Source organism: Rathayibacter sp. PhB1, assembly GCF_004362935.1.
Taxonomy (GTDB): domain Bacteria; phylum Actinomycetota; class Actinomycetes; order Actinomycetales; family Microbacteriaceae; genus Rathayibacter; species Rathayibacter festucae.
In genome coordinates this window covers 696,790-715,561 of record NZ_SNYD01000002.1, presented here as the reverse complement: position 1 = coordinate 715,561, position 18,772 = coordinate 696,790, and the positions used below count along the sequence as shown (strand labels likewise).

Genomic DNA, 18,772 nt, shown 5'->3' with positions numbered 1-18,772 from the left:
GCACACGCTAGCCCCTCGGCCACCCGCCGGACACTCCCCCTCCGCGCGACGCCGATGCCCTACGAGCGCCGCTCCAGCGCGGCCAGCAGGTACGGCGCCGTCCGGCTGCCCTCCGCCCGCGCGACCTGCTCCGGCGTGCCGGTCGCGACGATCGCGCCGCCCGCGTCCCCGGCGCCGGGTCCGAGGTCGATCACCCAGTCCGCGTCGGCGACGATCCGCATGTCGTGCTCGACGACGATCACCGTGTTGCCCGCGTCGACGAGGTGCTGCAGGTGGCCGAGCAGCCGGTCGGCGTCGGCCGGGTGCAGTCCCGACGTCGGCTCGTCGAGCAGGTAGAGCGTGTCGCCGCGCTGAGCCCGCCGCAGCTCCGACGCGAGCTTCACCCGCTGCGCCTCGCCGCCGGACAGCTCCGGCGCCGGCTGCCCGAGCGCGACGTAGCCGAGACCCACGTCGAGCAGCGCATCGAGGTGCCGGCCGATCTCCGTCTCCTCGGCGAAGACCTCGCGCGCCTCGGTGACACTCAGCGCGAGCACCTCGGCGATCGAGCGCCCGCCCCAGGTCACCTCGAGGGTCTCGGCGTTGTAGCGCGTCCCGCCGCACTCCGTGCACGGCGCCTGCACCGTCGGCAGGAAGAGCAGCTCGACCTCCATGGTCCCCTCGCCCTTGCAGACCGGGCAGCGACCGCTGGGCATGTTGAAGGAGAAGCGGCCGGCACCGTAGCGGCGCCGCTTCGCCTCGGGAGTCGCCGCGAACAGCGCGCGGACGCGGTCGAAGAGCCCGGTGTAGGTCGCGACGTTGGAGCGCGAGGTGCGCCCGATCGGCGTCTGGCCGACCTGCACGACCCGGCGCAGCCGCTCCGCCGGACCGGTCGCGCTGCCGGTGGTGACGGCGGTGTCGGCGTCGAGCAGCGGGTCGTCGGAGGAGGACTCGTCCGGCACCGGGCCCTCCCCCGCCAGATCCGCCTGCAGGCTCGCGCGGAGCAGGTCGGGGAGCGCCCGATTGACCAGCGTCGACTTGCCCGACCCGGAGACCCCCGTCACCGCGGTCAGCGCGCCGAGCGGGAACGACACGTCGAGCCCGCGGAGGTTGTTGCGCGCCACGTCGACCAGCCGGACCTGCGCGTCGGGCGTCCGCCGGGCGGGCAGCGGCGGCGTCGGCTCCGCGGTCTCGGGGAAGAGGTAGCGCCGAGTGATCGAGTGGTCCACCTCGCGCAGCCCGTCGAGCTCACCCGAGTAGACGACGGTGCCGCCGCCCGAGCCGGCCGCCGGGCCGATGTCGACGATCCAGTCGGCCTCGCGGATCACGTCGAGCGAGTGCTCGACGAAGAAGACCGTGTTGCCGCTGTTCTTCAGCGCGCGCAGGATGCCGAGCAGCGCCTCCGTGTCGGCCGGGTGCAGCCCCGTCGACGGCTCGTCCAGGACGAACACCACCCCGAACAGCCGGGAGAGCACCTGGGTGGCGAGGCGCATCCGCTGCAGCTCACCCGAGGACAGGGTCGGCGTGGAGCGGTCCAGCGACAGGTAGCCGAGGCCGAGGTCGACGATCGGCGCCATCCGGCCGAGCAGGTCCGAGACGAGGCGCTGGGCGGCCAGCCGGGTCTCCGGGGCGAGCGGGCCACCGCCCACGGGCACCCAGTTCGGCTCGAGCACGCGGGCCAGCAGCGCCGCGAGCTCCTCGAGCGGCAGCGCCGAGAGCTCGGTGATGTCGAACCCCTCGAAGCTCACCGCCAGCGCCTCGGGCTTCACCCGCTCGCCGTGGCAGTCCGGGCAGGCGACGCTGACCAGGAACGTGGCCGCGCGCTCGCGCATCCGGGCGCTCTTGGAGCCCGCGAAGGTGTCCATCACGTAGCGCTTCACGCCGAGGAACGTGCTCATGTACCGCGGCTCGGCCCCCGCCGCCACCGCCGCCCGCACTTCGGCCGGCCCGCGATCCGTCCAGACCGGCACCTGCGGCGACTCCTGCGTGTACAGGATCCACTCGCGCTCCTCCGCCGGCAGGGTCGCCCAGGGCACGTCGATGTCGTAGCCGAGCGAGATCAGGCTGTCGCGCAGCTGCTTGCCGTGCCAGGCGGTCGGCCAGGCCGCGAGCGCGCCGTCGCGGATCGAGAGCGAGTCGTCCGGCACCATCAGCTCCTCGGGCACGTCGTAGACGCGGCCGATCCCGTGGCAGGCCGGGCAGGCGCCCTGGACGGTGTTCGCGGAGAAGTCCTCCGCGAGGAGCATCGGCGCGCCCTCGGGGTAGGTGCCGACCCGCGAGAACACCATCCGCACCACGGACGAGAGCGTGGTCGCGCTGCCCAGGGTCGACCGCGCCGAGCCGCCGGAGCGCCGCTGCGGCAGCGCGACGGCCGGCGGGAGTCCGTCGATCGCGTCGACGTCCGGCACCCCGACCTGATCGATCAGCCGCCGCGCGTACGGCGCGACCGACTCGAAGTAGCGGCGCTGCGCCTCCGCGTAGAGCGTGCCGAACGCGAGAGAGCTCTTGCCCGAGCCGGAGACGCCGGTGAAGGCGACCAGCGCGTCGCGCGGGATGTCCACGTCCACGTCGCGGAGGTTGTTCTCGCGGGCGCCGCGGACGCGGACCCGGTCGAGGCGGTGGTCGTCGGGAGTGCGCGCAGTCATCGGACCAGCCTGCCCTGTTCCGATGTGCGCTCAGTCCAGGGTGGGGCGGTACGCGCGGACGACCGGGGGCGACTCGAGCGCCTCCCGCTTCACGACGTCGAGGCGCTGCAGCAGCGCCGGGATCGTCGGCGTCATCTCGAGCCGGACCTCCAGCTCGCCGTCCCGGCCGGGCAGGGAGAAGGCGACCTGCGCCGCGGAGGCGCTCCAGAGCAGTCGGTCGCGCAGGGGCCGGGCGGTCGGCTCGTCCGCGAGTCCGTCGACCTCCGCCAGCACCGCGGCGAGGCGGCGGGCGCGCACCTCGGCGGGCACGTCGCTCAGGAGGTTCGGGCTGAACAGCACGCCGCCGGAGAGCTCCTCGGCCCGAGCGGGGTCGCCGGCACCGACGATCGCCGCCTCGACGGCGGCCGCGGCCGCCAGTGTCGACGGGTGCACCGCGATGGTGCGCGCCGGCGGCTCCGCGTCCTCGAGCGCCGCGCGGAGCAGGCCCGTGGCCGCCGCCGCGAGCTTGGCGCCGTTCGTGGTCGCGAAGACCACGACTCCCAGGCCCGACTCGAGGTGCCAGCGCATGTTCGAGGACCAGCCGGGCAGGCCGCCGGAGTGGTGCGCGATCGCGCCGAAGCGGACGTCCTGCTCGATCACGAGGCCGAGCCCGTAGGCGGAGCCGTCGAGCGTGCTCTCCCCGGCGCGCGGGCTGAGCGCGGACAACGGGGTCCAGCCGCGCTGCATCTCGCGGCGCGAGGCGCGGCTGAGGACGGCGTCGTCGGCGGTCCCGCCCTCGACGCCTGCGTCGGCGCCCGCGAACGCCGACGACAGCCAGGCGCTCCAGCGCGCGATGTCGCCGACGGTGCTGAACATGCTCGCGGCGCAGGCGCCCACACCGGTGCCGGTGTGCGGGCGGGCGATCCAGGTGGCGCCCTCGTCGAAGCTGCTGAAGCCCTGCGCGAGGTCGGTGCCCTCGGGGTAGGCGCCCACGTCGTAGCGCGTGCTCGCGAGGCCGAGCGGCTCGAGGATCGTCCGGGTCGCGAAGGCGACGAAGTCCTCGCCGGAGACGTTCTCGACGATCACCCCGAGCAGCCAGAAGCCGATGTTCGAGTACTGGTAGACCTCGCCCGGCCGCTCGGTGAAGGTCAGCCCGCGCGCGATCAGCGCGAGGAACTCGACTTGCGGCATCGCCATCACGTGGTCGGCCCAGCCGTTGTCCTCGGGCAGCCCCGAGCAGTTGCTGAGGAGCATCCGGAGCGTCACCGGCAGCTCCCGGCCCGCGGCGTCGACCGGGTCCGCGAACTCCGGCACGTGGGCGCTGACGCGGTCGTCGAGGTCGAGCAGCCCGCGGTCACGGAGGATCAGCACCGCCGCCGCCTCGAAGCTCTTCGACATCGACGCGATGCGGTGCACGGTGCCGGCGTCCGGCGCGGCGCCGTCGAGCCGGTGCTCCCCGCGACCGTGCCGGGCGATCAGCCCGTCGCGGTCGAACAGCGCCCAGCTCAGCGACGGCGCGACCGGCGCCCCCTCGTCGAACCAGTGCGCGAACCTGTCGAGGAGCTCCGGAGTCATCCCCTCATCCTTCCGCACGCGATCCCTCCGCACTCGCCCCTGGAGCTCGCACGGGGTCGTCCCTGCGCAGCTCCACGAGGATTCGGCGCAGGTGGATCGCGACCAGCACACCCGGGCCCATGCTCGTTCCGGTCGCCGCAGCGCGGGCGTCGACGGCGCGCGCGAGCTCGTCGACCGCCCGCTCCGCCGGCTCCAGGGAGCGGTCCTCGGGCGAGCCGCCCGTCACCACCGCGTCGCCCACCGCGTGGCAGGCCGCGCTCAGCGGCGCCGCGAGCTCCGCGTCGAACGGCAGGGCACCCGGGCGGTTCCAGATCGTGTCGGCGAGCGCCGCCGTCATGTCGCGGACGTGGAAGAGCGTCCCGTCCAGGGTCGCCAGCCGGAGGTGGTCGGTCTGCGAGCTGTGCCGGTGCAGCAGCGCGCGCGGATTGCCCTTGCGGCTCTCGTCGCCGTCGACCAGCGCCCGCCGCACCTCGGTCGCGGTCGCCGCCAACTGCTCGCCGTTGGTCGACCAGGCCTCGTGCTCGGGCGGCCAGGTCTCCTCGAGGGCCGCGCCCATGTCGTGCAGGTGGCGCCCGAGCTGGCGCTCGAACTCGTCCACACGCGCGGACGCCGCCTCGGAGGTCAGCCCAGGAGCGACGAGGAGGTTGACCAGCAGCCCGACCACCACGCCGACCGCCATCTGCACGAGGTAGCCGAGCGAGTAGTCCTCCGCCTTCGCGCCGCCGATGATCAGCACGAAGAGCGCCGCCATCGGCACGTACTCGCGGCCCGCACCGAACCAGCCGGTGCCCGAGAGCACCACGCCGATCCCGACGATCAGCGGGATCGTCCACCAGGTCGGGCCGACCGTCACCACGACCAGCACCGCCAGCCCGATGCCGGCCGCCAGCCCCAGCAGCGTCTGCAGCCCGGTCTTCGCCGAGCCCATCAGCGTCGGGTACATGCTGACCAGCGCGCCGAGCGGCGCGTAGTACGGATACTGCTCGGCGACGCCGGGCACGTGCGGCGCGACGGCCCAGGCGATGCCCACCGCCACCGCGGTCTTCAGCGCGAGCAGCAGCCTCGGGCCGGCGACCGCGTCACGCCAGGCCCGGCCGGCCCGGGCGAGGCGAGGGCGGATCACGCCCGGTCGTCGGGGTTCAGGACATCGGGGCGAGGGGCGTCGAGCCGCGCCGCGACGTCGGCCGGGAAGCCGCCGGTCGCGATCGGGCTCCAGCGCGTCGGCGTGATGCGCAGGAGCGACTTGTCCTGCAGGCGCATCGCCGCGCGGTACTCGTCCCAATCCGGGTGCTCCCCCGAGATGCTGCGGTAGTAGTCGACGAGCGCGTCCTCCGCCTCCGGCATGTGCAGGACCTCCGCGTCGCCGTCGACCTGGATCCACGCGTCGTTCCAGTCGTCGGACAGCACGAGGACCGACGCCGCGGAGCGCCGTTCGGCGTTCCGCGTCTTCGCCCGGCCGGGATAGGTCGAGATCACCAGGCGGCCCTCGACGTCGACACCGCCGGACACCGGCGACATCTGCGGCCGGCCGTCCGCGCGGGTGGTGGCGACGAGCATCCGGTGCCGCGGTCGCACGAAGTCGAGCATGCCGTCGCGGTCGACGGCGGTGGTGGTGGAGACGGTTCTGGCCATGCGGACCAGGCTAACGAGGACCTCTCCGGGACTAGGCGGTTCTACCCGGCCGTGTCAGCCGGAGCCCAGGAACGGCGTGCTCCCTCCCCCTGAGAGGGGCCGTGGCGGGGCGGGCGCTGGCGCGGAAGGACGGGGCGGCTGTCGCTACTTTCTGGACGGAACTCCCCCCTCCCTGCCCCGAAAGGACCCCGTGCTCACCTCCTCCCCCCTCTCCCCCTCCCGCCGCTCCGTCGCCGTCGCCGCGGCCTGGTCGCTGCCCGTGATCGCCGTCGCCGCCGCGGCGCCGCTCGCGAGCGCCTCCACCGTCGAGGTCGTCCCCGGCCAGCCGGACACCTACCCGAACCCGACCTTCTCCGCGACCCGCCAGTCGGTCGGCGACCCGAGCCTGAAGGCGACCAACAACACCGGCTACGCCCGCACCGACTTCACCGCGGTCCCGGACGACGGCGACTACGCCTCGTACAAGACCGGCTGGACGTACGTCATCACCTCCGCGAAGCCGGTGTCGACGATCACCTACGACACCACCAGCCTCGCCCCGGGCGTGCAGGGCGTCCTGACCGACGGCCTCTACACCTACTCCTGGACCCTGACCCGCGCGGCGGAGACGACCTGGGTGCGGGTCAAGCCGACCGCCTTCCCGCAGGAGATCCGCTTCGTGCTGACCGACACCACGTCCACCCCCCAGGGCGTCGTCGGCAACGCGACGGCCACCTCGAAGGCGTGAGTCGCGGCGGGCTCGCCTACTCGGGCGAGCCCGCCTGCTCCACCGCGCTCACCAGTCTCCGGAGCCGCAGGCACTGCTCGTGGAGCACCACGACCAGCGTGCTGTCTCGCTCCCCGAGCCACTGCTCCAGCGACGCGTCGAAGAGCGCGGCCGCCGTACGGGCGGCGAGCGCCGCGTCCTCCGCCGGGACACTCCGCTCGACCAGCGCGTCGCGCATCGCGTCGGTGAGCACGGCCGACTTCAGCAGCTCGCGCTCGCGCAGCGCCGGCTCGGACAGCACGACCGCCCGCCGTGCCGCGATCTCGCCGCGCCAGCCCTCGAGGTCCCCCGCCGCGACCGTCTCCAGCCCGTGCATCAGCAGCCCGAGCGGATCCAGGCCCGCGGGCGCGCCGGCGAGCAGCCTGGCCACCACCTCCGGGAACTCCCGCTCGCGGAGGAACAGCACGTCGCGCTTGTCGGCGAAGTGCCGGAAGAAGGTGCGGGTCGTGAGCCCGGCCCGCTCGGCGATCAACGGCACCGTCGTCGCGGAGTAGCCGTGCTCGGTGAACAGCTCCATCGCGGCGCGCTCCAGGCGCAGTGCGGCATCGGGGGCCCAGCGTGACATGCAGCCAGGCTAGCCGATGACACGACGTGTCATCAGGGCTAGAGTGATGACACGTCATGCCGTCGAGCACTGGAGACCCCTTGCCCTCGAACACCGCCGCACTCACGAACACCGCCGCGCGCCTCCCCTCGCCCCGCGCCGACCTCGTCGTCGGTCCCGCCGCGCTGCACGAGCCCGGGCCCGGCGAGCTGCTGGTGCGCAACCGCGCCATCGCCGTGAATCCGCTCGACGAGCTCAAGCAGTGGACCGGCGACCTGATGTACCGCTGGCTCCCCTACCCCTCGATCCTCGGCGAGGACGTCGCCGGCGAGGTCGCGGCGGTCGGGCCCGGCGTCGACCGCTTCGCCGTCGGCGACCGCGTCGTCGCCTACGCGGTCGGCATGGAGCGCGGCCGCCGGCACGACGCCGAGGGCGGCTTCCAGGAGTACACGGTCGTCCGCGCGGACCTCGCCGCGCCGATCCCGCCGCAGCTGACGGACGAGCAGGCCGTGGTGCTGCCGCTCGCCGTCTCCACCGCCGCGACCGCGCTCTTCCAGAAGGACCACCTGGCGCTGCCCCACCCCTCGGCCGAGCCGGTCGCCACGGGCCGGACGGTCGTGGTCTGGGGCGGCGCCACCAGCGTCGGCAGCAACGCGATCCAGCTCGCCGTCGCCTCCGGCCACCGCGTCGTCGCCACCGCCTCGTCCGGCAACCACGCCCGCCTCCGCGAGCTCGGCGCCGACGTGGTCGTCGACTACCGCGGCCCGAGCGCGGTCGAGGACGTCGTCGCCGCGATCGGCGGCGCGGAGGTGGCGGGGATCCTCGCGGTCGGCACCGGCTCCGCCGAGCCCTGCGTCGCCGTCGCGGCCGCCACCGGAGCCCGCCGGGTCGCCCTCGCCAGCCCCTCGGTCTCCTTCGGCTCGCTGCCGCGCAGGGCGGGGCTCTCGCTCCCGTTCGTGCGGACGATGTCGCGGCTGGTCGGCGCGAACCTCCGCCTCCAGCTCGCCGCCCGCCGTCGCGGCATCCGCGCCCGCTACGTCTGGGGCGCCACGCTGATGGGCAACGAGGTCGGACCGATGCTCTGGCGCGATCACCTGCCGAGCGCGCTCGCCGACGGCCGCCACCGCTGCGCGCCCGAGCCCGAGGTCGTCGGCACCGGTCTCGGCGCCGTGCAGGGCGCGCTCGACCGGCTGCACGGGGGCGTGTCCGCGCGGAAGCTCGTCGTGCGGCTCTGACCGCGAGCCGCTCGGGTGCGCCACTATGGACCGTGCCGCTCCCCTCTCCCGCCGGATCGTCCGCTCCCTCCGCGCGCTCCTGGCTCCTCGTCGCGCCGTCGCTCGTCGTCCTCGGCTGGGGCGGCAACCAGTTCCTGCCGCTGATGCAGCTCTACCGCCAGCTCGAGGGCTACACCCAGACGCAGGTCACGATCCTGCTCGCCGCCTACGTCCTCGGCATCGTGCCCGGCTTCGCGCTGGCCGGCGGCTGGTCCGACCGCTTCGGGCGGCGGCCGGTGCTGCTCGCGGGCCTCGTGCTGGGGATCCTCGGCAGCGTCGTGCTCGCCTGCTCCCCCGCCTCGGTGCTCGGGCTCGGCGTCGGCCGCTTCATCAGCGGGCTGAGCGTCGCGGCGGGGATGGTCGTCGGCACGGCCTGGATCAAGGAGCTCTCGATCGCGACCGGCGCGTCCTCGGCCGGCGCCCGCCGCGCCTCCGCGATGCTCACCATCGGCTTCGGCGGCGGCGCGGGAGTCGGCGGCGCGCTCGCGCAGTTCGGCCCCTGGCCGACCGTGCTCCCCTACATCGTCCAGTCCGCCGCCTGCGTCGCGGCCGTCCTCGTGCTCCTCCGCGCACCCGAGACCCGGGCCTACGACCCCTCCGCCGGCCGGCTGACCGGCGAGCTGAGCATCCCGCGCGCCGCCCGCGCCCGCTTCGCCGCCGTCGTCCTGCCGCTCGCCCCCTGGGTCTTCGCGGCACCCGCCCTGTCCTTCGCGGTCGGGCCGAGCCTGGTCGCCGACCGCCTGCCGGGTCTCACCGTCGGCTTCGCGACCCTCGTCACCGTGATCACCCTCGGCTGCGGCTGGGTCACCCAGCTCTTCTCCGGCCCGCTCCTCGCGCTGCTGCGCGGCCGCGGCGCCCTCGTCGGCGGCGCGCTCACCGCCCTCGGGGCGCTGCTGCTGATCCCCGCCGCCGTCGGCCAGCAGCTCTGGCCGGTCCTCGTCGCCGCGCCGGTCTTCGGCTGCGGCTACGGCCTCGCGATGGTCTCCGGACTGACCGCCTCGCAGGCCCTCGTCGAGACGCGCGACCTGGCGAGCGTCACCGCCGTCTACTACTCCGTCACCTACGCGGGCTTCCTGGTGCCGGCGATCCTGGCGGCGCTGGCCGTCGCCCTGCCGATGCCGCTGCTGCTCGCGGCGACCGCGCTCGCGATCCTCGCCTGCGTCGCGCTCGCGGCCCGTGGACTGCGACGCCCGCCCCCGCCTACGCTCGGCTGAACCGCCGCCCGCCCGAAGGAGACCCCGTGTCGAAGGTCCGCGTCCACAACTTCTCCGTCTCGCTCGACGGCTTCGCCGCCGGGGAGGGCCAGTCGCTCGAGACCCCGTTCGGCCACGCCGGCTCCCGGCTGGTCGAGTGGGCGATGGGGACCCGCACCTTCCGCAGGATGGGCATGCCAGGTCCGGGCGAGGGCTCGCAGGGCGTCGACGAGGCGTTCGCCGGCGCCTGGGCGGACGGCATCGGCGCCGAGATCATGGGCCGCAACAAGTTCGGGCCGCAGCGCGGTCCCTGGGAGGACGAGGAGTGGACCGGCTGGTGGGGCGAGGACCCGGTCTTCCACACGCCGGTCGTGGTCCTCACGCACCACCCGCGCCCGACCGTCACGATGGCCGGCGGCACCAGCTTCCACTTCGTCGACGCCGACCCGGCGACCGCTCTCGAGCGGGCCCGCGAGCTGGCCGCGGCGGCGACGTTCGCATCGGCGGCGGTGCCGCGACAGTGCGGGAGTTCCTCGCCGCCGATCTCGTCGACCGGATGCACGTCGTGCTCGTCCCGATCGTCCTCGGCCGCGGCGAGCGGCTGTGGGACGGGCTCGAGGGCCTGGAGCAGCGCTTCCGCATCGAGGCGACACCCTCGCCGTCCGGGGTCGTGCACCTCGTCTTCGAGCGCCGGGAGCGCTAGAACCGCGCCGCGACCTCGTAGAGCACGTCCTCGTCGCCGGCGTACAGGCCGTCGGCGCGAGGCCAGTGCGCGATCACGTCGGTGAAGCCCAGCGCCTCGGCGCGGCCGGCCGAGTCGGCGTAGCGGTCGACGCTCTCGAGCGAGTAGTCCGGCCCGGAGTCGAGCGAGAGGTGCCGCTCGATCGAGCGCGGATCGCGCCCGGCGGCCTCGAGAGCGTCGTCGAGGCGCTGCGAGAGCTCGGCGACCGCCGCCCACCACTCCTCGGTGCTGCGGCCCTCCGGACCCGTCGTCACCCAGCCCTGCGCCCGCTCGGCCACGAGCGCGAGGCCCTTCGGCCCGTTCGCCGCGAGCACGAACGGCACGCGCGGCGACTGCGCCGGCTCCCCCACCATCCGGGCGCCGCGCGCCGTGAACCAGGCGCCGTCGAGGTCGATGCCGCTCGACCCGGGAGTCTCGTGCCGCAGCAGCACGTCGAGCGCCGCGACGAACTCCACGTAGCGCTCGTGCCGCTCCCGGGGCGAGTGCAGCTCCTGGCCCAGCACCGTCGCGTCGAAGCCCGTCCCGCCCGAGCCGACCCCGAGGACGAAGCGGCCGCCCGAGATCTCGTCGACCGTCGCGACCTCCTTCGCGAACGGCACCGGGTGCCGGAAGTTCGGCGAGGCGACGAAGGTGCCCAGGCGCAGCGTCTCGGTGACCACCGCGGCGGCCGTCAGCGTCGGGATCGTCGCGTGCCAGACCTGGTCGGCGAGCGAGCGCCAGGAGAGGTGGTCGTAGGTCCAGGCGTGGTCGAAGCCGAGCCCCTCCGCGGACTGCCACTTGCGGCGGGCGCTGGACCAGGGCTCCTGCGGGAGGATGACGATGCCGTGTCGCATCGTCCGAGTGTAGGGATCGTCCGAGTGTAGGGAGGAACCGCCCGGTACGATGGTCGGCGGTGTGCCGGGAAGTCTGGTCGGCGGACGCGGCCCTCTGCCGTGTTCTGACGCGATCCGACGACCTCCCGAAGGAAGCCCCTCCGTGCCCCACACTCCTGCCTCCGAGCCCACCCACCAGGCGCCGCACGCGATCTGGCGGGGCCTGCGCCAGACGCTGCGCTCCGACGCCGTCGGCGGCGCCCTGCTGCTCGGCGCGACCGTCCTCGCACTGGTCCTCGCCAACTCGCCCGCGGCCGGCTTCTACGAGACCGTCCGCGACTACGAGTTCGGCCCCGAGGCGCTCCACCTGAACCTCAGCGTCGGCGCCTGGGCGGCCGACGGACTGCTCGCGATCTTCTTCTTCGTCGTGGGCCTCGAGCTCAAGGAGGAGTTCGTCGTCGGCAAGCTCCGCGACCCGCGCACCGCCGCCCTCCCGGTCGCCGCCGCGTTCGGCGGCGTCGCCGTCCCCGCCCTGATCTACGTCGCGATCAACGCGACCGCCGGCCCCGACGCCCTGCAGGGCTGGGCGATCCCGGTCGCCACCGACATCGCCTTCGCGGTCGCCGTGATCGCGGTCGTCGGCAAGAGCCTCCCGGTCGCCCTGCGCACCTTCCTGCTCACCCTCGCCGTCGTCGACGACCTGCTCGCCATCACGATCATCGCCGTCTTCTACACCTCGGCCATCGCCTTCCTGCCGCTGCTGCTCGCGCTCGTCCCGCTCGGGATCTTCGCCGTCCTCGTCCAGCGCGGCGTCCGCACCTGGTGGATCCTGATCCCGCTCGGCGTCGCCACCTGGGCGCTCGTGCACGCCTCCGGCATCCACGCGACCGTCGCCGGCGTGCTGCTCGGCTTCGCGGTCCCGGTCGTCGCGACCGCCCGCGCCCGCGTCCGCACCGGAACCGGCAGCGACGGCGAGCCCGAGTACGACGGACTCGCCGCGCACTTCGCCGACCGCTGGAGCGGCGTCTCGGCCGGCGTCGCCGTCCCGGTCTTCGCCTTCTTCTCGGCCGGAGTGACGATCGGCGGCCTCACCGGCCTCGTCGAGTCGTTCCAGGACAGCATCGCCCTCGGCATCATCGTCGGCCTGGTGCTCGGCAAGCCGCTCGGGATCCTCGCGACCACCTTCCTGATCACCCGCCTGCCAGGCCTCCGCCTCGACCCGGCGCTGCGCTGGCCGGACCTGGTCGGCATGTCGATGCTCGCCGGCATCGGCTTCACCGTCTCCCTCCTCGTCGGCGAGCTGTCCTTCGGCGTCGGGAGCGAGGCCGACGAGCACGTGAAGGTCGGCGTGCTGGCCGGCTCCGTGATCGCCGCGGCACTCGGCGCGGCGGTCCTCTCGATCCGCAGTCGCGGCTACGCGCGGTCGGGAGTCCTCTCGGACTGACCCTCCGCCAGCCGCATCGTGCCACCCGCCCGCGCCGCGAACGCCCGCGCCGTCGCCGCGATCGTGCGCTGCATCACCCGCACGGCCGCCGTCGGCGCGAGGTCCGCCGGGCGCGCGAGGCTGATGGTGCGGCTGAGCGTCGGCTCCTCGAGCCGGATCGAGCGCAGCCCCGGGCGGCCCTGCAGCACCATCGCCGGCACGATCGCGACGCCGAGGCCGCGCTCGGCGAAGCGCAGCACCGCGTCCATCTCGGCGCCCTCGAGCACCACGTCGGGCACCAGGCCCGCCGCCGCGAAGGCCGCGTCGGTCGTCCGGCGCAGGTCGTAGCTGGAGTTGAAGACGATCTGCGGGAGACCCGCCACGGCCGCCAGTCCGAGAGCGTCGCCGTCGGCGAGCGCCGGCTCGGCCGCGGAGGAGACCACGACGAGCTCCTCGACGAGCAGCGGCGTCACCGTGAACGCGCCGACGGCCGCCGCCGTCGAGGTCGTCACCAGCGCGAGGTCCAGCTCGCCGCGCGCGAGCCGGTCGAGCAGGCTGCGCGAGCCGTCCTCGGCCAGGTGCAGCTCGATCGCCGGGTGCGCCGCGTGGAAGGCGTGCAGCACCTCCGCGACCAGGCTGATGCAGAGCGTCGGCGTCGCGCCGAAGCGGACCCGCCCGCGCTCGAGCCCGGCGAGCTCGGCCAGCTCGCGGCGCACCGACTCGGCGTCGGCGAGCATGCGCCGCGCGAGCGGCAGCAGCAGCTCGCCGGCCGGGGTGAGCGTGCTGCCGGAGCGCGCCCGCTGGAACAGCTCGGAGCCGAGGTCCTGCTCGAGCGAGGAGATCTGCCGGCTCAGCGAGGGCTGCGCGAGGTGCAGCTCCTCCGCGGCACGGGTGAAGCTGCCGAGGCGCGCGACCTCGACGAATCCGGACAGCTGCTCGAAATTCATTACCATAGCGTAAGCGCATGGCCGGCCCCAGCATTATGCATTGGAGTAATCGAAGCGCCCTGCCTAGCGTGGAGGCATGACCACTTCAGCGACCACCACGACCCCGGAGCGCCGGATCTCCACCTCCGTCCTCGTCATCGGCACCGGCGGCTCGGGCCTCCGCGCCGCGATCGAGCTGGCCGAGGCCGGCGTCGACGTCCTCGCGCTGGGCAAGCGCTCGAAGTCGGACGCCCACACCTCGCTCGCCGCCGGCGGCATCAACGCCGCCCTCGCCACGATGGACCCCGACGACAGCTGGCAGCAGCACGCGGCCGACACCATCACCGAGTCCTACCAGCTCGCCAACCCGCACACCGTCGAGATCGTCACCTCGAACGCCGCCCGCGGCATCCAGGACCTCGAGCGCTACGGCATGCCGTTCGCCCGCGAGGACGACGGCCGCATCTCGCAGCGCTTCTTCGGCGCGCACACCTACCGCCGCACCGCGTTCGCCGGCGACTACACCGGCCTCGAGATCCAGCGCACGCTCGTCAACCGGGCCGCGCAGCTCGACATCCCGATCCTGGACACCGTCTACGTCACGCGCATCCTCGTCAACGAGGACGGCGCCGTCTTCGGCGCCTACGGCTTCGACCTCGTCGACGGCACCCGCTACCTCATCCACGCCGACGCGGTGATCCTCGCCGCCGGCGGCCACAACCGCATCTGGCGCCGCACCTCCTCGCGCCGCGACGAGAACACCGGCGATTCGTTCCGCCTGGCCGTCGAGGCCGGCGGCCGCCTGCGCGACCCCGAGCTGGTGCAGTTCCACCCGTCGGGCATCATCGAGCCCGAGAACGCGGCCGGCACGCTGATCTCCGAGGCGGCCCGCGGCGAGGGCGGCATCCTCCGCAACGGCCTCGGCGAGCGCTTCATGGGCAAGTACGACCCCGAGCGGATGGAGCTCTCCACCCGCGACCGCGTCGCGCTCGCCTGCTACACCGAGATCAAGGAGGGCCGCGGCACGCCGAACGGCGGCGTCTGGCTCGACGTCTCGCACCTCCCGCGCGAGACGATCATGACCCGCCTCCCCCGCGTCTACCAGACGATGCTCGAGCTGCAGATGCTCGACATCACGAAGGACCCGATCGAGATCGCGCCCACCGCGCACTACTCGATGGGCGGCGTCTGGGTCCGCTCGGACGACCACAGCACCGACGTCCCCGGCCTCTACGCCATCGGCGAGGCGTCCAGCGGACTGCACGGCGCGAACCGCCTCGGCGGCAACTCGCTGATCGAGCTGCTCGTCTTCGGCCGCATCGTCGGCCAGGCGGCGGCGGAGTACTCCGCGTCGCTCACCGCGCAGACCCGCTCCGCCGCGTCGGTGCAGGTCGCCCGCGACGAGATCGCCGACCTGCTCGCCGCCGACGGCGAGGAGAACGTGCGGGCCCTGCAGCGCGCGATCCGCAACACCATGACCGAGCACGCCGGCGTCGTCCGCGACGAGGCGGGCCTGCTGGCCGGTCTCGCCGAGCTGGACGCGATCGAGGCGCGCATCGCCGGTATCGGCATCCACCCGGACATCGCGGGCTTCCAGGACCTGGCGCACGCCTTCGACCTGAAGTCGGCCGCGATGGCCGCGCGGGCGACCCTCGAGGCCGCGCTGGAGCGCCGCGAGAGCCGCGGCTGCCACAACCGCAGCGACTACCCGGACATCGACCCGGCGCTGCAGGTGAACCTGGTCTGGTCGCCGTCCACCGGCATCACCCGCGAGGAGATCCCCGCGGTCCCGGAGGAGATCCAGGCGCTGATCCGCGAGGTCGCCACCGCGGGCAAGCTGCTCGAGTAGCGGCACCGCGCGCGCTCCGCACGCACGACGACGCCGGCCCGGATGATCCCGGGCCGGCGTCGTGTCGTTCCGCATCCGATCAGGCGCGGCTGCGGGCGCGTCCGCCGAAGCGGGTGTAGAGGAACAGCACGATGATCGCGCCGATGATGGAGCCGATGATCCCGGCCGGCTGGAGGAAGCCCTCCATCGGGTCGTGCTGGAAGATCAGGAAGCCGAGGAAGCCGCCGACGAAGGATCCGACGATCCCCAGCACGATGGTCATCAGGATGCTGATGTTCTGGCGCCCGGGCACGATGAGGCGGGCGAGAGCGCCGGCGATGAGGCCGACGACGATGAGGCTGATGATGAGTCCGAGCACGGGAGTCACCTTCCTGTCGAGCACGGCGGACCGTGCGGTGGGGCTCTGCGGTCGCTGAGCCGATGGCCCACCCAAGCAGGGGCGGAGGGGTGGCCGGTACACCCCTGGGGGTGTAGTCACGGTGCCCGGCGGCGCGGTACGGTCCGTGGATGGACAGAGCATGCCGGCGCCCCTGACCGTCGCCCTGGTCGACGACTACGACGTCGTCCTCAAGGGCCTCGCGCACATGTTCGACCACTACCGCGACCGCGTCGTCGTCGCCGAGATCGACGCGAACGCCGCGCTCTCCGACCGCATCGACATCGTCCTCTACGACTCGTTCGCCCAGCCGGAGTCGGACCTGCAGGAGCTCGCCGACCTCGTCCGCAACCCGCGCGCCGAGCACGTCGTCGTCTACACCTGGAACTTCCACCCCGACCTCGTCGCCGACGCCCTCGACCAGGGCGTGCGCGGCTACCTCTCCAAGACCCTGCCCGCCCGCGAGCTCGTCGCCGCCCTCGAGGCCGTCCGCTCCGGCGAGCTCGTCGTCAGCGAGCCGCCCCGCCGCGCGGGCACCGCCCCCGGCCTCGACTGGCCCGGCCGCCACGAGGGCATCACCGACCGCGAGTCCGAGATCCTCGCCCTGATCACCCAGGGCAAGAGCAACGCCGACGTCGCCGCCCTCACCTACCTCAGCCCCAACACGGTGAAGTCCTACATCCGCAGCGTCTACGGCAAGATCGGCGCCTCCAGCCGCACCCAGGCCGTCCTCTGGGGCGTCGAGCACGGCTTCACCCCCGACCACCACCGCATCGACCACTGGCTCGGCGGCCCGTGAGCGTGCAGGCCCACCTTCGGCTCGTGAATCCGGCCTCGGCTCGCTAAAGCGGGCCATTCCGACGAGCCCGACGCCCTTTCGCGAGCCGGAGCCGCTCCGCCGTCCTTCTTGCGCGAGGACCGGGCCGCGTGGTCCGGTAGCCCCATGGACTTCTTCGCGCAGGACCCGCCGCAGAACGACGAACCGCCGGTCTCCCCCGAGCCGGAGCCGTGGCGCTCGCCCCCGGAGGACGAGCTGCCGATCCTCGTGGCCGTCTCCGAGGTGCTCGCGGTCGGCGATCTGGTCGCGATCGTCGTGGTCGGCGTGCGCGTCTTCAGCACCGGCGTCGAGATCCTGATCGAGCGCAGAGCCCGGCGGGGAGACCGGTCGGAGCGCGAGTGGCAGCTGGCGCAGCAGGAGTTCCACGGCTTCGTCGAGCGCGGGAACCCCGGCCGGCTCCGCTACGGCGTCGCGCTGGGCGACGGCCAGCGGCTGGTCGCCGACGACCGGTTCCTGGAGCCGGTCGAGCCCGACGGCGGCCACCGGCTCACTCCGACCGGAGGCGGCGGTAACGGGTCCGACCGCGTCTACACGGCCGAGGACCGCTACTGGCTCTGGCCGCTGCCGCCGGCCGGGCCGCTCGAGATCGTCGCCCAGTGGCCGGCGCAGGGTCTTCCCGAATCGCGCGTCGTGCTCGACGGCACGGCGCTCCGCGAGGTCGCCGCGCGGGTCGGCACGCTCTGGCCGTGAGCGCGGGCGAGGACGTCCTGCTCCGGGCGCTCTGCACGACCTCGGAGCTGGACGAGGACGGCGAGGTCGTCGCCGTCGGCGACCGGATCCGGCGGCTCGCCGTCCCGCACCGCGGCGGCTACTTCGGCGGCGACCTCGACGAGACGCCGTGGATGCTCGACCGCTACGGCGACGCGATCGGAGCCGCCGACACGGTGTGGATCGAGGGCGTCGTCGAGTCCGTCGCGGCGATCCGGACCCGCATGACCCGGCGCGACGACGGCGTCTGGACGGTCCGGCCCGGCTCCGCGGTGCTCGAGCCGCTGCGCTCCACCGCGGACACGCGCAGGCCGGTCCCCGAGATCGACTGGGGGCCGCACTCGGAGCCCGACGCCGAGGGGCACGCCTACGCGATGGGCTTCGCGCGGCGGAGCGAGGGCGACGAGGAGCTCTCCGGCTGGCTGTTCACCGTGCGGCGCGCCTAGGGTGAGCACACCGCAGCACGAGGGGGACGCGATGCCACGGAACCACCGGAACAGAGCCACCGCCGCCGCGATCGCTCTGCTCGCCCTGCCGCTGCTCGCGGGGTGCGCGGGACCGACGCCCTACTCGGACTTCGACCGGACGCGGGACGAGCGCGACGTGCTGCCGGATCTCGGCGACGTGAGCGAGCAGATCGAACCGGATTCCGTGCGCTTCGTCGGCAGTGCCGAGGGCGTGGACGTCTATCTCGGCTCGTCGATCCGCGGCGACGACCACTGCGTGATCATCGACGGCGACGACGGGCCCGTGAGCGGCTGCGGCGGAGGCGGCGACCTGGAGGTGTCGCAGCGCACCTCGGTGGTGGTGCAGGTGCATCCCGACGGCGTCGAGCCGGAGGACGTTCCCGGTCTCGACTGGACGGCCCTCGGCCAGAACGTGTCGGTGCGGTCCTACAACTGACCGCTGTCCCGCCTGCGGTAGGTCGCCAGCGCCACTCCGCCGGGCAGCGCGCGCAGGTCGACGGCCTCGAGCGCCACCGGCTGCGGGAGCCCGCCGAAGAGCGGGACCCCTGCGCCCAGCAGCAGCGGCGAGATCTTCACCTGGATCTCGTCGATCTCCCCGATCAGCTGCGCGGCGAGGTCGCCGCCGCCGCAGAGCCAGACATCGCGCCCGGGCTCCCGCTTGAGCGCCGCGACCCGCGCCCGCACGTCGCCCGCCATCGTCTCCACCCGGTCGGAGGTGGGCAGGCGTCCGTGGGTCACCACGATCTGGCGCAGGTGCGGGTACGCACCGTCGACGAGCCCGGCGTCCACCGCCGGGGCGTGCGTCCGGCGGCCGAGCAGCACGGTGTCGAACCGGCGCGGCGACGCCGTGACGCCGAGCGCCGCGCGCAGGTGCGCCGGGCAGGTCTCCGGATAGCGCTCGAACAGGTCGGCGAGGGTCTCCGGCGCGGTCGGGAACGCGGAGACGTCCCCCGCCGGATCCGCGATGCAGCCGTCGAGCGAGGCGGCGATGTAGTAGACGAGGTCGCGCATGCCACCGCACGGTACCCCTCCTCGGCGGGGGTCTTT

At 73.9% G+C, this 18,772-nt stretch carries 18 protein-coding genes and 1 pseudogene; 10 read left to right on the top strand and 9 right to left on the bottom strand.

The features are described 5' to 3' along the window. Nucleotides 1–59 precede the first annotated feature (59 nt). From EDF17_RS07490 to EDF17_RS07475, 4 genes are read right to left on the bottom strand one after another with little or no spacing between them, the layout of a single operon-like run. Complete coding sequence (locus EDF17_RS07490) at nt 60–2,621, bottom strand: excinuclease ABC subunit UvrA (protein ID WP_123445894.1); 2,562 nt, start codon at nt 2,619–2,621, stop codon at nt 60–62. A gap of 30 nt (nt 2,622–2,651) precedes the next feature. Beyond that, the gene (locus tag EDF17_RS07485) at nt 2,652–4,175 is read right to left on the bottom strand and encodes a serine hydrolase domain-containing protein (protein ID WP_123445893.1); all 1,524 of its coding nucleotides are present in this window, start codon (nt 4,173–4,175) and stop codon (nt 2,652–2,654) included. 4 nt (nt 4,176–4,179) lie between these two features. Beyond that, nucleotides 4,180–5,298, bottom strand: a complete 1,119-nt coding sequence (locus EDF17_RS07480; protein WP_243732815.1) for an aromatic acid exporter family protein — start codon at nt 5,296–5,298, stop codon at nt 4,180–4,182. Beyond that, complete coding sequence (locus EDF17_RS07475; RefSeq protein ID WP_123445892.1) at nt 5,295–5,807, bottom strand: PPOX class F420-dependent oxidoreductase; 513 nt, start codon at nt 5,805–5,807, stop codon at nt 5,295–5,297. Before EDF17_RS07475 ends, EDF17_RS07480 begins: the two co-directional genes overlap by 4 nt. Nucleotides 5,808–5,997: 190 nt before the next feature. Between EDF17_RS07475 and EDF17_RS07470 the strand changes: the two genes are divergently transcribed. Then, a complete protein-coding gene (locus EDF17_RS07470; protein ID WP_123445891.1) occupies nt 5,998–6,534 on the top strand; it encodes a hypothetical protein in 537 nt (178 codons plus the stop codon). Nucleotides 6,535–6,550: 16 nt separating this feature from the next. Here the strand turns inward: EDF17_RS07470 and EDF17_RS07465 are convergent, their stop codons facing one another. Further along, nucleotides 6,551–7,138 carry a TetR/AcrR family transcriptional regulator gene (locus tag EDF17_RS07465; protein WP_123445890.1) on the bottom strand — a complete coding sequence of 196 codons (588 nt, stop codon included), beginning with the start codon at nt 7,136–7,138 and terminating at the stop codon, nt 6,551–6,553. A gap of 80 nt (nt 7,139–7,218) precedes the next feature. On the opposite strand from EDF17_RS07465, the gene EDF17_RS07460 reads away from it, so the two are divergent. The 3 genes and pseudogenes from EDF17_RS07460 to EDF17_RS07450 all read left to right on the top strand — a co-directional run bounded on the left by EDF17_RS07460 (nt 7,219) and on the right by EDF17_RS07450 (nt 10,287). After that, entirely contained in the window at nt 7,219–8,352 is a 1,134-nt protein-coding gene (locus EDF17_RS07460; protein WP_243732814.1) for a zinc-binding alcohol dehydrogenase family protein, read from the top strand. Between the two features lie 32 nt (nt 8,353–8,384). Next, entirely contained in the window at nt 8,385–9,605 is a 1,221-nt protein-coding gene (locus tag EDF17_RS07455; protein ID WP_123445888.1) for an MFS transporter, read from the top strand. Nucleotides 9,606–9,631: 26 nt separating this feature from the next. After that, nucleotides 9,632–10,287: pseudogene (locus tag EDF17_RS07450) on the top strand (dihydrofolate reductase family protein). Here the strand turns inward: EDF17_RS07450 and EDF17_RS07445 are convergent. Then, nucleotides 10,284–11,159, bottom strand: coding sequence for an LLM class flavin-dependent oxidoreductase (locus tag EDF17_RS07445; RefSeq protein ID WP_123445887.1), 876 nt, complete (start codon nt 11,157–11,159; stop codon nt 10,284–10,286). The pseudogene EDF17_RS07450 and the gene EDF17_RS07445 sit on opposite strands and share 4 nt — an antisense overlap. 202 nt (nt 11,160–11,361) lie before the next feature. On the opposite strand from EDF17_RS07445, the gene nhaA reads away from it, so the two are divergent. Further along, nucleotides 11,362–12,582 carry a Na+/H+ antiporter NhaA gene (nhaA, locus tag EDF17_RS07440; RefSeq protein WP_243732828.1) on the top strand — a complete coding sequence of 407 codons (1,221 nt, stop codon included), beginning with the start codon at nt 11,362–11,364 and terminating at the stop codon, nt 12,580–12,582. On the opposite strand, the gene EDF17_RS07435 is transcribed toward nhaA, so the two are convergent. Further along, nucleotides 12,552–13,508, bottom strand: coding sequence for a LysR family transcriptional regulator (locus EDF17_RS07435; RefSeq protein ID WP_166649620.1), 957 nt, complete (start codon nt 13,506–13,508; stop codon nt 12,552–12,554). The genes nhaA and EDF17_RS07435 overlap by 31 nt on opposite strands. Nucleotides 13,509–13,584: 76 nt before the next feature. Here EDF17_RS07435 and EDF17_RS07430 point away from each other — a divergent pair, with 76 nt between their 5' ends. Continuing rightward, nucleotides 13,585–15,336 carry an FAD-dependent oxidoreductase gene (locus EDF17_RS07430; RefSeq protein WP_123445884.1) on the top strand — a complete coding sequence of 584 codons (1,752 nt, stop codon included), beginning with the start codon at nt 13,585–13,587 and terminating at the stop codon, nt 15,334–15,336. A 79-nt stretch (nt 15,337–15,415) separates the two neighbouring features. On the opposite strand, the gene EDF17_RS07425 is transcribed toward EDF17_RS07430, so the two are convergent. After that, nucleotides 15,416–15,694 carry a GlsB/YeaQ/YmgE family stress response membrane protein gene (locus EDF17_RS07425; protein WP_123445883.1) on the bottom strand — a complete coding sequence of 93 codons (279 nt, stop codon included), beginning with the start codon at nt 15,692–15,694 and terminating at the stop codon, nt 15,416–15,418. Nucleotides 15,695–15,854: 160 nt separating this feature from the next. Between EDF17_RS07425 and EDF17_RS07420 the strand changes: the two genes are divergently transcribed. The 4 genes from EDF17_RS07420 to EDF17_RS07405 all read left to right on the top strand — a co-directional run bounded on the left by EDF17_RS07420 (nt 15,855) and on the right by EDF17_RS07405 (nt 18,161). Then, nucleotides 15,855–16,511, top strand: a complete 657-nt coding sequence (locus EDF17_RS07420; protein WP_123445882.1) for a response regulator transcription factor — start codon at nt 15,855–15,857, stop codon at nt 16,509–16,511. Nucleotides 16,512–16,655: 144 nt separating this feature from the next. Next, entirely contained in the window at nt 16,656–17,240 is a 585-nt protein-coding gene (locus tag EDF17_RS07415) for a hypothetical protein (protein ID WP_123445881.1), read from the top strand. Continuing rightward, nucleotides 17,237–17,704: a hypothetical protein gene (locus EDF17_RS07410; protein ID WP_123445880.1), complete on the top strand. Its 468-nt coding sequence runs from the start codon at nt 17,237–17,239 to the stop codon at nt 17,702–17,704. The genes EDF17_RS07415 and EDF17_RS07410 overlap by 4 nt, the downstream gene beginning before the upstream one ends. Nucleotides 17,705–17,735: 31 nt before the next feature. After that, nucleotides 17,736–18,161 (top strand): hypothetical protein, encoded by a 426-nt coding sequence (locus tag EDF17_RS07405; RefSeq protein ID WP_123445879.1) that lies wholly within the window; start codon nt 17,736–17,738, stop codon nt 18,159–18,161. On the opposite strand, the gene EDF17_RS07400 is transcribed toward EDF17_RS07405, so the two are convergent. Continuing rightward, nucleotides 18,152–18,736, bottom strand: a complete 585-nt coding sequence (locus tag EDF17_RS07400) for a dihydrofolate reductase family protein (RefSeq protein WP_123445878.1) — start codon at nt 18,734–18,736, stop codon at nt 18,152–18,154. The two genes, EDF17_RS07405 and EDF17_RS07400, sit on opposite strands and share 10 nt — an antisense overlap. Nucleotides 18,737–18,772 lie beyond the last annotated feature (36 nt).

Excerpts from the sequence above, each read along its gene's own strand:
- EDF17_RS07485 (WP_123445893.1), bottom strand. The coding sequence starts at position 4,175 with ATGACTCCGGAGCTCCTCGACAGGTTCGCGCACTGGTTCGACGAGGGG.
- EDF17_RS07465 (WP_123445890.1), bottom strand. The coding sequence starts at position 7,138 with ATGTCACGCTGGGCCCCCGATGCCGCACTGCGCCTGGAGCGCGCCGCG.
- EDF17_RS07400 (WP_123445878.1), bottom strand. The coding sequence starts at position 18,736 with ATGCGCGACCTCGTCTACTACATCGCCGCCTCGCTCGACGGCTGCATC.
- EDF17_RS07435 (WP_166649620.1), bottom strand. The coding sequence starts at position 13,508 with ATGAATTTCGAGCAGCTGTCCGGATTCGTCGAGGTCGCGCGCCTCGGC.
- EDF17_RS07420 (WP_123445882.1), top strand. The coding sequence starts at position 15,855 with ATGCCGGCGCCCCTGACCGTCGCCCTGGTCGACGACTACGACGTCGTC.
- EDF17_RS07490 (WP_123445894.1), bottom strand. The coding sequence starts at position 2,621 with ATGACTGCGCGCACTCCCGACGACCACCGCCTCGACCGGGTCCGCGTC.
- EDF17_RS07475 (WP_123445892.1), bottom strand. The coding sequence starts at position 5,807 with ATGGCCAGAACCGTCTCCACCACCACCGCCGTCGACCGCGACGGCATG.
- EDF17_RS07415 (WP_123445881.1), top strand. The coding sequence starts at position 16,656 with ATGGACTTCTTCGCGCAGGACCCGCCGCAGAACGACGAACCGCCGGTC.
- EDF17_RS07405 (WP_123445879.1), top strand. The coding sequence starts at position 17,736 with ATGCCACGGAACCACCGGAACAGAGCCACCGCCGCCGCGATCGCTCTG.
- EDF17_RS07430 (WP_123445884.1), top strand. The coding sequence starts at position 13,585 with ATGACCACTTCAGCGACCACCACGACCCCGGAGCGCCGGATCTCCACC.
- EDF17_RS07445 (WP_123445887.1), bottom strand. The coding sequence starts at position 11,159 with ATGCGACACGGCATCGTCATCCTCCCGCAGGAGCCCTGGTCCAGCGCC.